This window comes from uncultured Clostridium sp. (assembly GCF_963515715.1).
GTDB lineage: Bacteria > Bacillota > Clostridia > Clostridiales > Clostridiaceae > Clostridium_AW.
The window spans coordinates 15,406-30,448 of the sequence record NZ_CAUPZS010000039.1; the positions used below are offsets into that span (position 1 = coordinate 15,406).

General features: G+C 31.6%; 14 protein-coding genes and 1 riboswitch. Of the genes, 11 read left to right on the forward strand and 3 right to left on the reverse strand.

Annotated features, from left to right (window positions below; all coding sequences use genetic code 11):
* Positions 1–36 precede the first annotated feature (36 nt).
* Complete coding sequence (gene dapD, locus RYO54_RS18635) at positions 37–744, reverse strand: 2,3,4,5-tetrahydropyridine-2,6-dicarboxylate N-acetyltransferase (RefSeq protein ID WP_315122080.1); 708 nt, start codon at positions 742–744, stop codon at positions 37–39.
* Positions 745–862: 118 nt separating this feature from the next.
* On the opposite strand from dapD, the gene RYO54_RS18640 reads away from it, so the two are divergent.
* Both RYO54_RS18640 and RYO54_RS18645 read left to right on the forward strand, forming a co-directional pair.
* Positions 863–2,017, forward strand: a complete 1,155-nt coding sequence (locus RYO54_RS18640; RefSeq protein WP_315122082.1) for an aminotransferase class I/II-fold pyridoxal phosphate-dependent enzyme — start codon at positions 863–865, stop codon at positions 2,015–2,017.
* A 128-nt stretch (positions 2,018–2,145) separates the two neighbouring features.
* A complete protein-coding gene (locus RYO54_RS18645; RefSeq protein ID WP_315122084.1) occupies positions 2,146–2,907 on the forward strand; it encodes a class I SAM-dependent methyltransferase in 762 nt (253 codons plus the stop codon).
* A gap of 159 nt (positions 2,908–3,066) precedes the next feature.
* Here RYO54_RS18645 and dapB read toward each other — a convergent pair whose 3' ends face one another.
* Positions 3,067–3,819: a 4-hydroxy-tetrahydrodipicolinate reductase gene (gene dapB / locus RYO54_RS18650; protein ID WP_315122086.1), complete on the reverse strand. Its 753-nt coding sequence runs from the start codon at positions 3,817–3,819 to the stop codon at positions 3,067–3,069.
* A 13-nt stretch (positions 3,820–3,832) separates the two neighbouring features.
* Positions 3,833–4,717, reverse strand: a complete 885-nt coding sequence (gene dapA / locus RYO54_RS18655; protein ID WP_315122088.1) for a 4-hydroxy-tetrahydrodipicolinate synthase — start codon at positions 4,715–4,717, stop codon at positions 3,833–3,835.
* A gap of 782 nt (positions 4,718–5,499) precedes the next feature.
* On the opposite strand from dapA, the gene RYO54_RS18660 reads away from it, so the two are divergent.
* From RYO54_RS18660 to cobT, 9 genes are all read left to right on the forward strand, one after another.
* A complete protein-coding gene (locus RYO54_RS18660) occupies positions 5,500–7,158 on the forward strand; it encodes a peptide ABC transporter substrate-binding protein (RefSeq protein WP_315122090.1) in 1,659 nt (552 codons plus the stop codon).
* Positions 7,159–7,359: 201 nt separating this feature from the next.
* Positions 7,360–8,313: an ABC transporter permease gene (locus RYO54_RS18665; protein ID WP_315122092.1), complete on the forward strand. Its 954-nt coding sequence runs from the start codon at positions 7,360–7,362 to the stop codon at positions 8,311–8,313.
* Positions 8,314–8,323: 10 nt separating this feature from the next.
* On the forward strand, positions 8,324–9,295 hold the full coding sequence (locus RYO54_RS18670) for an ABC transporter permease (RefSeq protein WP_315122093.1): 972 nt from the start codon (positions 8,324–8,326) through the stop codon (positions 9,293–9,295).
* A gap of 18 nt (positions 9,296–9,313) precedes the next feature.
* The gene (locus RYO54_RS18675; protein WP_315122094.1) at positions 9,314–10,333 is read left to right on the forward strand and encodes an ABC transporter ATP-binding protein; all 1,020 of its coding nucleotides are present in this window, start codon (positions 9,314–9,316) and stop codon (positions 10,331–10,333) included.
* Positions 10,333–11,298, forward strand: a complete 966-nt coding sequence (locus RYO54_RS18680) for an oligopeptide/dipeptide ABC transporter ATP-binding protein (RefSeq protein WP_315122096.1) — start codon at positions 10,333–10,335, stop codon at positions 11,296–11,298. The genes RYO54_RS18675 and RYO54_RS18680 overlap by 1 nt, the downstream gene beginning before the upstream one ends.
* A gap of 95 nt (positions 11,299–11,393) precedes the next feature.
* Positions 11,394–11,648 carry a small, acid-soluble spore protein, alpha/beta type gene (locus RYO54_RS18685; protein ID WP_315122098.1) on the forward strand — a complete coding sequence of 85 codons (255 nt, stop codon included), beginning with the start codon at positions 11,394–11,396 and terminating at the stop codon, positions 11,646–11,648.
* A gap of 39 nt (positions 11,649–11,687) precedes the next feature.
* Positions 11,688–12,428 (forward strand): class I SAM-dependent methyltransferase, encoded by a 741-nt coding sequence (locus RYO54_RS18690; protein WP_315122099.1) that lies wholly within the window; start codon positions 11,688–11,690, stop codon positions 12,426–12,428.
* Between the two features lie 19 nt (positions 12,429–12,447).
* Positions 12,448–13,338, forward strand: a complete 891-nt coding sequence (gene hslO / locus RYO54_RS18695; RefSeq protein ID WP_315122101.1) for an Hsp33 family molecular chaperone HslO — start codon at positions 12,448–12,450, stop codon at positions 13,336–13,338.
* A gap of 57 nt (positions 13,339–13,395) precedes the next feature.
* Positions 13,396–13,576, forward strand: a riboswitch (cobalamin riboswitch).
* A gap of 91 nt (positions 13,577–13,667) precedes the next feature.
* Positions 13,668–14,744 (forward strand): nicotinate-nucleotide--dimethylbenzimidazole phosphoribosyltransferase, encoded by a 1,077-nt coding sequence (cobT, locus tag RYO54_RS18700; protein WP_315122102.1) that lies wholly within the window; start codon positions 13,668–13,670, stop codon positions 14,742–14,744.
* Positions 14,745–15,043 lie beyond the last annotated feature (299 nt).

Here is a 15,043-nt window from a genome sequence, read left to right on the forward strand (position 1 = left end):
ATATAAAAAGCTATTCCAGTTAGGAATAGCTTTTTACTATCTTAAATCATCTAGTATTTTAGTTTTACTTTCAGTTTTTTTATCAACAAGTTTTATTATTTTAGCAGGAGCGCCAGCAACAACAACCCTTGGAGGTACATCTTCAGTCACTATGGAGCCAGCAGCTACAACGGCACCTTCCCCTATACGGACTCCTTCTAATATTACAGCATTTGCACCAACCATAACATTATCTTCAATTGTACATGGATCATTGCTTGGAGGTTCTAAGACTCCCGCCACAACAGCACCAGCGCCAAGATGAACTCTTTTGCCTAATTTACCCCTAGCTCCAACCACTGCATTCATATCAACCATGGTATAGTCACCTATTTCAGCGCCTATATTAATTACTGCGCCCATCATAATTACAGCATGTTTACCTATTTTAACTTTATCTCTAATTATAGCTCCTGGTTCAATTCTAGCATCTATATTAAGTATATCCATTAAAGGAATAGCAGAATTTTTTCTATCACATTCTAATTTAAAATTTCTAATTTTATCCCTATGTTTATCTATAAATTTTATAATAGCTTCCTTTTCTCCAAAAAGTATAAAAAAATTATTTTCGCCATATGCTTCTATATCGTCTAGTTCTAAACCGGTCAACTCTCCATTTATATAAGCTTTTATTGGTGTTAACTTTTCTGAATCCTTTATATATGCTGCTAATTCATAGGGATCATTAAGGTTATAGTCCATAAAACTCCTCCTTTGATAATTAATGATATAATACTTAAAATAGAGTTATAATTTTAGGGTCGATTAAGGAATAACTACATTAATATAATGATACCATAATAGAGGGGTGTTTATGTATATGAATGATAATTTTATATCAAATTATATAAAAAATATAGAGATATCAGGAATTAGAAAATTTTTTAATGAGGTATCCAATTATCCAGACACAATTTCCCTTACATTGGGTCAACCAGATTTTCACATTCCTAAATCTATAAAAAAAGCTCTAATTGAGGCTATTGAAGATAATAGAACGGGCTATACTTCTAATATTGGAATAATTGAACTTAGAGAAGAAATAAGTAATTATTTGAAAGGATTTCATATAAACTACTTATCAGAGGAAATATGCATAACTGCAGGAGGTAGTGAAGGATTGTTCGATACTTTTATAGCTTTGCTAAATCCAGATGAAAAGGTATTGATTCCTAAAATAGCTTATCCAGCTTATGAAAGTTTGACGAAATTAGTCGGTGGAAAGCCTATATTTTATGAATTAGATAATAATTTTAATATATGCACTAAGGACTTGGAAAAGAAAATAACTGAGGAAAAACCTAAAATTTTAATATTATCCTTTCCCTCTAACCCAACAGGGGGCACACTAAGTATAAAAGATAGGGAAGAACTTTATAATATAATAAAAAATAACAATATAATTGTAATAAGTGATGAGATATATAGTTCTTTATGCTTTGAAGATGAATATTATTCTATATGTCAACATGAAGAAATATTAAATAAAATTATATTAGTAAGTGGATTTTCAAAAATGTTTTCTATGACAGGACTTAGAGCTGGATATATTTGTTGTAATGAAAAGTATATGAAACATATTATTAAAGTTCATCAATATAACACTAGCTGTGCTCCATCTATAGTACAGTGGGCATTAGTGGAAGGACTTAAAAACTCTTTAGATGAAGTAAAATATATGAGAAATGAATTTATAAAGAGAAGGAATTATGTTTACCATAGATTGACCCAATTAGGTTTTGAAGTAAATTTACCTAAGGGAGCATTTTATATATTTCCATCCATAAAAAAGTTTAGCATGAGCAGTGAAGAGTTTGCTTATAGATTATTAAAAGAGGGAAATGTAGCTGTAGTACCAGGATCAGCCTTTGGAGAAGGAGGAGAAGGGTATATAAGGATATCCTATGCCTATAGCATGGAAGAGTTGGAAGAGGCGTTGGATAGGATTGAGAAGTTTCTAAAATATAGCTTTTAATTAACAATGGATAATTAATACTTAATAATTTTGGAAGGTTTTCTCACAAACATGTAGAATAACATATTTACACAGTATAATGACTATAAAAAATTAATTTGTTTAATTTATCATGGGGGAGATTTTACATGGATTTAAAAGGATTTAATTCAAAAAGTAGGTTTAGTAGTCGTGCTAAAAACTATAATAAATATAGACCAAGCTATCCTAGCGAGGTAATAAGTTTTTTAACTGAAGCTATTGGACTTAATAAATGCTCATTTATTGCTGATATAGGTTCTGGAACAGGTATTTCAACTAGGATATTTTTAGATAATGGAAATACTGTATATTCAGTTGAACCAAACGAAGACATGAGACAAATTGCAGAAAGATTACTTAATGGATATAGTAATTTTTATTCTGTTGCCGGTTCTTCTGAAAGCACTAATTTACAATCGGAATCTATTGATGTTATTGTAGCAGCGCAATCATTTCATTGGTTTGACCTTATACCAACAAAGAATGAGTTTTTAAGAATACTTAAACCTAATGGGTTTATTGTATTACTATATAATATTAGAAGAAATAATTCAGTAGGTTTTATGGGTGAATATTTGTCACTTATTAAAAAGTATGGTGAAAAATATATTAATGAATCTGATGACGATTTCACATCTGACTTTTTTGCAGATAAAACTGTTTATGAAAAAGTCTTACATAATCCTCAAATAGTCGATTTCGAGGGATTAAAAGGAAACCTAGTTTCTTATTCTTATATGCCAAATGAAGATGACCCGAACTTTATAACTATGATATCAGAATTGAGAAATTTATTTAATAAATATAATAAAGATGGAAAAGTGATTTTGGAATATGATACTTGCATTAGTTACTGTAAGATGAAATGATATAATAGATAATTAATAAAAGAAGTGTTATCAAGTAGAGGGAATTTAAAACTTTATTAGTGAAAAGTGAAAAATGAAGAGTGAAGAGTAAAGGAAAGAATTCTGCTGAGGCAGAATTCTATAATTTAACTTTTCACTTTTAATTTTTAATTTTTAACTCTATAAGTTAAGCATATCATGCATATTATACAGTCCAGGGGTTTTGTTTTGCATAAATTCACAAGCCTTAAGAGCACCAACAGCAAAAACTTCTCTTGATATAGCGGAATGCTTAATCTCAATATTTTCCCCAATTCCTGCAAAAATTACATCATGTTCACCAACTATAGTACCACCTCTTACTGCGTGAATACCAATTTCCTTTTCTTCACGTTTAGAGTTACCTACCCTGCCATAAGAAAATTCCCTAACGCCGTCAATTGAATCTTTTATGGTGTTAGCTAATAGAAGAGCAGTACCACTAGGAGCATCCACCTTTTGATTATGATGCTTTTCTATTATTTCAATATCAAAGTCTTTATATAGTTTATTGCTTATACTCTTAAGTATAGAATTAACTATGTTTACGCCAATTGACATATTAGCAGATCTAAAAATAGATATAGCTTTTGACCCTTCAGATATTTTATTGAGTTGATCTTCGCTATATCCAGTTGTACAAAGTATTAATGGAGTAGCATTTTTACTAGAATAACCCAAAAGATCATCTAGAGCCTCCGGTCTTGAAAAATCAAGAACCACATCCGCTGCTACATTCACCTCATTTATATTTGAAAATATTGGATAAAGGTTGTTGTTATTTAAACTTTTATCCACACCAGCCACGATATCTATATTAGGAAAAGAAAGAGCTGTTTGAGTAATTACTTTTCCCATTTTTCCGTTACAGCCACATAATATAACTTTTACCATTGTAAACCTCCATCTATTTTACTAATTTATGATTTTTTAATTCGTCTTTTAATATATTTAGATTATTTTCTTCCATATTGCATAGTGGAAGTCTTAAATTTCCAACATTCCTTCCCATAAGATTCATTGCTGTTTTAACTGGTATAGGATTAGTTTCTATAAATAAAGAATTAGCTAATGATAAGTTATCTAATTGTATTTTTAGTGCTTCATTAACATCGCCATCTAAATATAATTCACACATTTGGTGAACCTCTTTTGGAATTATATTAGCCAATACAGATATAACACCTATTCCCCCTAATGAAAGTATTGGGATAATCTGATCATCATTACCAGAGTATATATCTATTCTATCCTTTAAAAGAGACTTCATCTGTGCAATTTGGCTAATATCTCCGCTAGCCTCTTTTATAGCAACTACATTAGCACATTCATCGCAAATTTTTAATAATGTTTTAGGAAGTATATTCATTCCAGTTCTAGAAGGCACATTGTATATAATAATAGGAATGTTTACTTTACTATCAATATATTTAAAATGTTCTACTAATCCCTTTTGTGTGGTTTTGTTATAATAAGGAGTTATGACTAACAAACCATCTACGCCTGTATTTTCTGCCCATTTACTAAATTCAGCAGATTTAATTGTATTATTTGTTCCAGTACCAGCTATAACAGGAATTCTTTTATTTACCTTATCTACTGTGAATTTTATAGTTTCTTTTCTTTCCTCTTCTGACATAGTAGAAGCCTCACCGGTAGTTCCGCATACTATTATGGCATCAGTACTATTTTCTATGTGCCATTCTAATAATTCTCCTAATTTGTCAAAATCAACTCCATTTTCATTAAAAGGAGTTATAATAGCTACACCTGATCCAACAAAAATACTCATAAAAAAACCTCTCTTCTTTTAAATTAATTTTATATAAATTTATTCATTTAAAATATATACTGCAATTTCAATTGCATTTAATTTATTGCATTTTACAATGTTACCAACCACACTCTATAAATTTAATCCATAATCAACAGTAAAATTTACTCTAATTATTTCCATATTTACTTTATTATTATCTGTAACTTATATTGCCAAGAGATAAACTAAATTTTGAATATGTATTTTCTAAGATTATATATGATGAATTGATGGACTAATATAGGTTATGGAAATTTTGGGTCATGCATTCTTTTGTTTTTATAGTTTTTTAATTCTTTGATAGTCGCATTAATAAATGTAAAGTACATATGCTGAAGTTGCTTTACTATATTATATAACCTAGTTGAGTAAAATCATATAGCATTTATAAAAATTTAGGCAAGTAGTACCATGTATAATAAGGAGAGAATCATGTATAGTTATTCCAAATAATACAATTTATAAATCATATTTTATAATTGATGAAATATAGCATTTAATATTCTGAATAATATGTGAAATATATTGAGGCAAAAGTGTTAAAACCTGCAATTACTGTAATTGACAAGGATAAAAAACTGTGCTAATATTGATAAAAACCAAATACACATGTCCTTTATTTAGGTGGTTTTTAATAAAATTACTTAGAATTAAGAATATTTTTTTTATTTTGTAGTATTATTTTATTAATACATATTTATATTAGTTTATAAATATTAATAAATATTTTAATTATAGAATTTAAAGGGGGAATTCAAGTGAAAAGCAAAAAAACAATTGCTACTTTAATTGCTGCAACCATGCTTTTATCCACTGCTTTAGCTGGCTGTGGTGGCGGGGGCGACAAAAAACCTGCTGGTGAGGCAAAAGAGCAAGCGATAACTTTAATTGTATCTCCAAGTAAGACATTGGACTTATCAAAGGCCACAGACCAGATGTCATCGAATGCTATTAATGCATTTACAGAAGGGCTTACTAGATACAATAATGACAAAGCAGAGGCGGCTATAGCAGAAAGCTGGACAACTTCACCAGATGGATTAAAATGGACATTTAAGTTAAGAGATGCTGAATGGTCTGATGGAAAAAAGGTTACTGCTAAAGATTTTGAATATTCATGGAAGAGATTATTAGATCCAGCTACAAAAGCACAGTATGCTACATTCTTATTTGTATTAAAGAATGGTAGAGATTATTATGATGGAAAGGCTAAAGCAGAAGATATTGGGGTAAAAGCTGTAGATGAAAAGACTTTAGAAGTTGAATTAGAAAATCCAACTCCATACTTTTTAGAATTAACTGCAGCTGCACAATTATATCCATTAAGAGAGGATATAGTAAAAGCTGAAGGAGACAAATATGGTACAGATGTTAGCAAAATGGTATTCAATGGACCATTTGCTATTGAAAATTATGAAAGAGGATCTAAAATACAGCTTAAGAAAAATGATAAATACTGGGATAAAGACACAGTTAAATTAGATAAGGTTACATTCCAGGTTGCTGAAGAAATGAACACAAGATATAATATGTTTATTAATAAACAGATAGATGGAACAGCTATTGTAGGGGAACACGTTCAAAAGATGAAAGATGAAGCTGCAGCTGGAAAATACAAGATTTTGGACTCTGTTGGCCCATCAACATTCTATATATTGATGAATCAAGGAAGAGAAGACTCAAATAAATTATTGACAAATTCAAAGATAAGATTAGCTTTATCTTTAGCAATAGATAGAGAAGCTTATGTAAATAACGTTTATAAGAGAGGCGTTATTTCTTATGGATTAATTCCATTTGGATTAGCATCAGGAGATAAGGAATTTAGAGAAATGTTCCCAGAACCATTAAAAGCTATAAACAAGGATCCTAAAGAGTTATTCGTTGAAGGATTAAAGGAATTAAATATGGATCCAGATCCATCAAAACACACTTTAAAATATTTACCACAGGGAAGCAGTGCTAACGATAGAGCTTATGCTGAATTCTTCCAGGGTCAATGGAAAGAAAAAATCGGTGTTAATATAACAATTGATTCTGCAGCTGACTTCGGAGACTATTTAGTGAAAACAGAAGGTGGACAATTTGAAATGGCAATGGCCGGATGGGGTGCAGACTATAATGACCCAATGAGCTATGCTGAATTATTCGTAAGTAACAATGGAAATAACAATGGAAAGTTTAAGAATGCTGAATATGATGAAATAGTAAGGAAACTTGAGAAAGAAGGAGACCAATCTAAAAGAACAGAATTATATAGGAGAGCAGAAGAAATACTTCTTATAGAAGATGCTGGTATAGCTCCAGTATTCTACAAAGATAAGATACACTTCCGTCAAAACTATGTTGAAGGAATACAATATCCATCCTTTGGTGGACTATATGAATTAAAATGGACTTCAGTTGAAGGAAAATAAAAGTATTATTACAATTAGCTACAACAGGAATTTCCTGTTGTAGCCTTTATATAATTCATGCTAAAATGTAAAAAAACAGATATTTCATATCTTTTTTAATTTGCGAATATTTTTAATTACGAAAATAATTATTGCTGATTATTCGGAAATTAGCAATAATTAATATATACGGTTTATTAACTCAACTTAAGGAGGGAAAAAATGTTCAAATATATATGTAAAAGAATGGGATACATGGTATTAACTTTATGGATAGTTGTTACAGCCACATTCTTTTTAATGAATTCAATGCCGGGAGACCCTATAGCTGTTCAATATAATAAACTTTCCCCAGAAATGAGGCAAGTTATAAGAGAACAGTATGGATTAGACAAGCCTGTATCTCAAAGGTATCTTTCTTATCTTAAAAACTTATCCAAGGGAAATATGGGAGAATCTTTTATAACTCCAGGAATTTCAGCAAACCAATATATTGAGGAGAGGTTCCCTAATTCTTTAAGAATAGGTTTGCAGGCTGTATTTTTTGGATTAACAATCGGTATTATTTTAGGAATTATAGCTGCTTTTAGGAGAAATACTTTTGTGGATTATACGGTTATCTTTATCGCCATATTAGGGGTTTCCATACCTAGCTTTGTTATGGCGGCTTTGCTTCAAAAATATGTTGGTGGTAAAGGAGGACTTCCAATAGCAGGCTGGTATAGTAGGGGAGACACATTTTTCTCCACTATAAAATTTACTATATTACCAACATTAGCCGTGAGCTTTTCTAGTATAGCTACCTATGCTAGATATATGAAAACTTCTGTTTTGGATGTAATCAGTCAAGATTATATTATAACTGCTCAAGCTAAAGGTGTATCTAAAGTTGCTATAGCTTGGAAGCATATAATTAGAAATGCTATTTTGCCGATAGTTACAATACTTGGGCCGCAGGTAGCCGCTGTTATAACAGGTTCCTTCGTTATAGAAAGGATATTTGCCATACCAGGGTTAGGTAATGCTATGATAGATTTCATCGCCAATAAGGATTATAATATGATAATGGGATTAACAATTTTCTACTCATTTTTGTATATTGTAGCTTTACTAATCGTAGATATTTTATATACATTAATAGATCCAAGAATTAAATTATCAGGGGCTAAGAAATAGGAGGTATATTATGGCTGAATTAAGTAAAGAAAAGTTTCAGATAATAGGTTGCGTTGATGCAGATGCAGAAGCCATAGTTAGACCTAATTTAACATATTGGCAGGATGCATGGAGAAGGTTAAAACAAAATAAAATTGCTATTTTTTCTCTAATTTTATTATCCATAATAACCATCATGTGTGCAATTGGACCGATATTAGGTAAGTTAATAAGTGGTGTAGATTATTCAGTGCAAAACCAGGTTTCTAATGCTATAAATGCAAAGCCAGGCACTTTAAATATAACTAAAGATGGACAACAATTAGGAAGATATATATTTGGAACAGACCACTTAGGAAGAGATATATTTGGTAGACTATGGAAAGGTGGAAGGGTATCAATAATCATAGGATTAGTTGGTACTTTAATTGAAGTGCTAGTAGGAGCACTATATGGAGGTATCAGTGGATACTTCGGAGGATTAGTGGACGATATAATGATGAGAATCGTTGAAATATTAAATAGTATACCATATATGATAGTGGTAATACTTATGGCAGTTCTTTTTGAAAAACAGGGTATGCTTACAATACTTTTAGCCCTTTGTATAACTGGTTGGACGGGAATGGCTCGATTAATAAGAGGACAAGTTATGCAGCTTAAGGAATCAGAGTATGTTTTAGCTGCTCAAGCACTAGGAGCAGGTTCAAAGAGGGTAATATATAAACATTTAATACCTAATACAATTGGAGTAATAATAGTATATATGACATTTGATATACCGTCCTTTATATTTGCTGAAGCATTTTTAAGCTTTATAGGATTAGGTATACAGCCACCAAAGACAAGTTGGGGAGCTATGGCTTCTTTTGGACAACAAGTTATGGATTTCTATCCACATGAATTGTTGTTCCCTGCTGTAGCAATAAGTTTAACTATGCTATCATTTAACTTACTAGGTGATGGATTAAGAGACGCATTAGATCCAAAGCTTAGGCAGTAGAAAGGAGGATACTTATTTATGGCAAAGTTACTTGAAGTTAAAGACTTAAAAGTTTCATTCCACACATACGCAGGTGAAGTTCAATCAGTGAGAGGAGTATCCTTCGACCTAGAAGAAGGAGAGACTTTAGCTATTGTTGGAGAATCTGGTTGTGGAAAAACTGTAACATCAAAATCTATTATGAGATTGATAGCTACACCTCCAGGAGAGATAAAAGAGGATTCACAAATTCTCTTTGAGGGAAAAGATATATTAAAAATGAATGATAAGGAATTAAGAGAGTTAAGGGGAGAATCTATCAGTATGATATTCCAAGACCCTATGACTTCTCTTAACCCTACAATGAAAATTGGTAATCAGATTGCGGAGAGTTTAATAATTCATAGAGGAATGAATAAAAAAGAAGCCTTAGAAGAAGCGGTTAAGATGCTTAAATTAGTTAATATACCTAACGCTGAAAAGAGAATAAATCAATACCCACATGAATTTTCAGGTGGTATGAGACAAAGGGCCATGATTGCAATTGCCTTAGCTTGTAACCCAAAGATATTAATTGCAGATGAGCCTACTACAGCACTAGATGTTACTATACAGGCTCAGATTATGGACCTTATAAGAGAACTTCAAGACAAGCTAGGAACGGCTGTAATGTTAATCACTCACGATTTAGGGGTAGTGGCTAATGTTGCTTCTAAGATCCAAGTTATGTATGCTGGTAAAATTATTGAAAAAGGAACAACGGATGAATTGTTTTTTAATGCAAAACATCCATACACATGGGCATTGCTTAAATCAGTTCCAAGGTTAGACACTGGACATAAAGATGAGTTGTACTCAATTCAGGGAACACCTCCAGATCTTTTAAAACCACCAGTTGGATGTCCTTTTGCATCAAGATGTAATTATTGTATGCAAATTTGTAAAGAAGAAATGCCAGAACTTACAAAATTAAGTGAAACCCATAGCGTACACTGTTGGCTTCAGCATCCTTTAGCACCAAAGGTTGAAGCTCCAATTATAGGGGAGGTGCAAAAGTAGTGGAAAATAATAATGTTTTAGTAGAAGTAAAAAATCTTAAGAAATATTTTAAAGTCGGGAAAGATGCTACATTAAAAGCTGTAGACAATGTAAGTTTTAATATAAAAAAAGGGGAAACTCTAGGACTAGTAGGGGAGTCTGGATGTGGTAAGACAACTTGTGGAAGAACAGTACTAGGTCTTTATGGAGCCACAGAGGGAGAAGTTCTTTTTGAAGGTGTGGACATTCATAAATTGAAGGGTTCAAAAAAAAGAGAATTTACAAAAGATGCTCAGATTATATTTCAGGATCCCTATGCTTCATTGAATCCAAGGATGACTGTTGGAGAAATTATAGCTGAAGGAATAGATATTCATGGACTTTATACAGGTGAAAAAAGACAGGAAAAAATTTATCACCTTTTAGACTTAGTTGGACTTAATAAGGAACATGCATCAAGATTCCCACATGAGTTTTCAGGTGGTCAAAGGCAAAGAATTGGTATAGCAAGAGCTTTAGCTGTAGAACCTAAATTCATAGTTTGTGATGAACCTATATCAGCTCTTGACGTTTCTATTCAAGCACAGGTTGTAAACTTGCTAATAAAACTACAAAGAGAATTAGGATTAACCTATTTATTTATAGCCCATGATCTATCTATGGTAAAACATATTTCTGATAGAGTTGGGGTTATGTATTTAGGCACAATGGTTGAGTTAGCATCAAGTAAGGAACTATATGAAAAGCCATTACATCCATATACGCAAGCTTTATTATCAGCCATACCTATTCCAGATCCAGATGTGGAGAAGAATAGACAAAGAATAATGCTTGAAGGAGAAGTTCCAAGTCCAATAAATCCTAAACCAGGATGTAGATTTGTAGCTAGATGTAAGTATGCAAAACAAATATGTTCTGAAGTTTCACCAGAGTTAAAAGAGGTGGGAAAAGATCACTTTGTAGCCTGTCATTTATTTAATGAATAATGTATTATTTTAGAGTGGGGAGTTTCCTCACTCTTTTTATATGATGAATAAATAATAACATTCCTGTAAAAAATACTTCTAAAGGAGGGATTTTTATGGGAAAGACACCGCTTAAAAAAGTAATTAAGGAAAAAATAAAATCTAATAAAGAGCTAACTGAAATGGAGAAATTAAGGGAAAAATTAAAGTATGAGATAGCAGACGAATTGGGATTAAGAGATAAGGTAGATAAATTGGGGTGGAGCTCATTAACCTCTGAAGAGACAGGAAGAATTGGTGGAATGATGACAAAGAGAAAAAAACAATTGAATATACCTAAAAATGTTGACTTAATGAATGATAATATATAATAATTAGTTTGTATTATAATTTATAAAGGAGAAACATTTATGACATGTTACAATAATTTTGCTGATATATATGATAATCTTATAAAAGAAGATGTTGACTATTTAAAATGGTCAAGAATTATTCTAGAATATTGCAATGAATATAAAGTAGAATTAAAAGATTATTTAGATTTAGCTTGTGGTACAGGTAACATTACTGAATTAATAGGAAGTGATTTTTCAAATGTCTGGGGGGTGGATTTATCCCCAGACATGTTATCAGAATGTGAGATAAAATTAAGAGAGAAAAATATACATGGAAATTTAATATGCCAAGATATTACTGCTCTTAATCTGCAGCATAAGAAATTTGACTTAATAACTTGCTGTTTAGATTCTGTTAATTATATTTTAGAATATGATGGTCTTATTAATTTTTTTGATAATGTGTATCAACATTTAAAAGAGGGTGGATTATTTATATTTGATGTAAATTCATATTATAAATTGTCTAACATATTAGGAAATAACACTTATACTTACGATGAAGAGGGGATTTTTTATGTTTGGGAAAATACTTTTGAAGAGGAAATAGTGGACATGTATTTAACCTTCTTTTTGAAAAAGGGAGATATGTATGATAGATTTGATGAAATACATAGAGAAAGAGCTTATAAAAAAGAGGAGATAGAGGAAACTATAAAAAATGCTGGTTTTAAAATACTTCATATATTAGATAATTATGAAAAGGAAACTATAAAAAATACGACGGAAAGAATCGCTTATATATTAACTAAGTGATTTAATGGAGGTAGAAAAGATGAGTGACAAATTAGTAAGAGCCATTGCTAAAGATGGAGAAATAAGAATTGTTGGCGCAATAACTACTGAAATGGTAAATAAAGCTGCCAAAACACATAATTGTTCCGCTACAGGAGCAGCAGCCTTAGGAAGAATGATAACTGCAGGTTCTCTTATGGGAGCTATGCTGAAATCTGAAAAGGATACTTTAACAATTCAAATGAACGGTGGAGGAGAAGCTAGAGGAATTGTTGTAACTGCTTATCCAGATTCTCATGTTAAAGGATACATAGGTAATCCACAAGTAGATTTGCCAGCAAATGAAAAAGGAAAGCTAGATGTTGGTGGAGCCATGGGCAAAGACGGTACTCTTACCATAATAAAGGATATTGGATTAAAGGAGCCTTATGTTGGTCAAGTGCCAATATATTCAGGGGAAATAGGAGAGGATTTAGCCTATTATTTCAGCGTATCTGAACAAACTCCTTCAGCTGTAGGATTAGGGGTATTAGTAAATAATGATTTAACTATTAAGGCTTCTGGAGGATTTATAATACAGATGATGCCGGATGCAAGTGAATTAACTGCTGACTTTGTAACCTATAGACTTGAAGAAATATCTTCTATAACAGATTTTATCGCTAAAGGTATGACTATTGAGGAAATATTGGAATTTATATTTGAGGATATGGATCTTAAAATATTAGATGATACAGTACCGGAGTATAGATGTGATTGCTCAAGAGAAAGAGTGGAGAGAGTACTTTTAAGTATAGGAGAGAAAGAGTTAAAAGAACTATATAATGACAAGAAAACAGAGGAACTAAAATGTCATTTTTGCAATACTGCCTATGAATTTACCCATGAACAATTAGGTGAAATATTAAGTAGTTTAGAGTCTAATAGATAAGTTACAATGAAAAACAACTTGAAATATGTAAAAAAAAGAAATATAATTTAATTAAAAGTTAATTAGGAAATTTTAGGTGCTTGAATAGTTTAAAAGAGAAAGTGGTTAAAATCCACTGCAGCCCCCGCTACTGTGTGAGCAGACGAATTCCGTTATCCACTGGATTTTTTATATTCCGGGAAGGAGGGAGGAGAATGAAGCTCGAGTCAGGAGAACTGCCTAAGATTTTATGAATTTTATTCTTCGGAGGGAAGAGAAAATATTATTGAGGATTTTAATATACCTCTACCTTTGGGTAGGGGCAATTTTTTTGAGGAGGGTGTATTAAAATGGAATTACTAGAAAAAACTTTAAGTTCCATTACTGAAGCAGATAAAGGAGCTATAAAGAAAGCATGGGAAAGAATGGATGATCTCACTAAACCTATAGGAAGCTTGGGAAGATTAGAAGAAATAGCAGTTAAAATCTCTGGTATAACTGGGGAAGTAAAAAATAAAATACATAAGAAAAATACTATAATAATGTGTGCTGATAATGGTGTTTGGGAAGAAGGGGTTTCAGCATGCCCTCAAGAACTAACAGCTACAATTACTGATAATTATACTAAAGGTGTTACAGGGATAGGGGTTTTATCTAAGAATGTAAATGCAGATATTTGTGTGGTAGATATAGGCGTAAATGCAGACTTTAATAATCCTAGAATAATTAATAGAAAAATAGCTTATGGCACAAAAAATATGGCGAAAGGACCTGCCATGAGTAGAGAAGAAGCTATAAAAGCTATAGAAGTAGGAATAGAAATTACAGATGATTTAATAAAAGATGGGTACGATTTACTTGGTACAGGGGAAGCGGGTATGTGTAATACCGCAACAAGTGCAGCAGTAATTAGCGCTCTTGGAGAAATAGATTCTGACCTAATTGTAGGAAAGGGATCTGGACTTACAGAAGAAGGCTTTTTAAATAAGAAAAATGTAATAAAAAGAGCTATTGAAATAAACAAGCCTGATGTCAGTGATCCTATAGATGTATTATCAAAAGTAGGAGGATTTGATATTGCGGGACTCTGTGGATGTTTTTTATCAGCAGCTAAGAATAGAGTTCCTATAGTAATAGATGGAGTAATATCTTGTGCAGCAGCTCTTTGTGCTTATAGATTAAATCCAAATGTAAAGGATTATATATTTCCGTCTCATATGTCTGCAGAAGCCGGTGCGAAGTATGTAATGGGTGAAATAGGGCTAAAGCCATGTTTAGATATGGAGATGAGATTAGGAGAGGGAACAGGTTGCCCCCTACAGTTTTCGGTAATAGAAGCAGCTCTAGCTATCATGAATGATATGGTTACACTAGCCGAAGCAAGCATTGAAGATAGTAAATTTCTTGTAGATATTAGAGAAAAATAAACTAGAATCAATGAGGAGTTAAAAATTAAAAGTGAAGAGTAAAGGATAAAATTTTCTTAGAGAAAATTTTAAAATTATATATTTTAGAAATTCCAAAGGTAATTTCATCCATTACTCTTAATTCTTAATTTTTTACTCTTCACTCTTAATAAAAAAATGCTTACCATTTTTATATTGAAAGAGATTGACAAATTATCAATTGCCTTATATAATAATAATTGTCATTAATATAATTATATGTGACATGGCTCGATAGCTCAGTCGGTAGAGCAGAGGACTGAAAATCCTCGTGTCCCTGG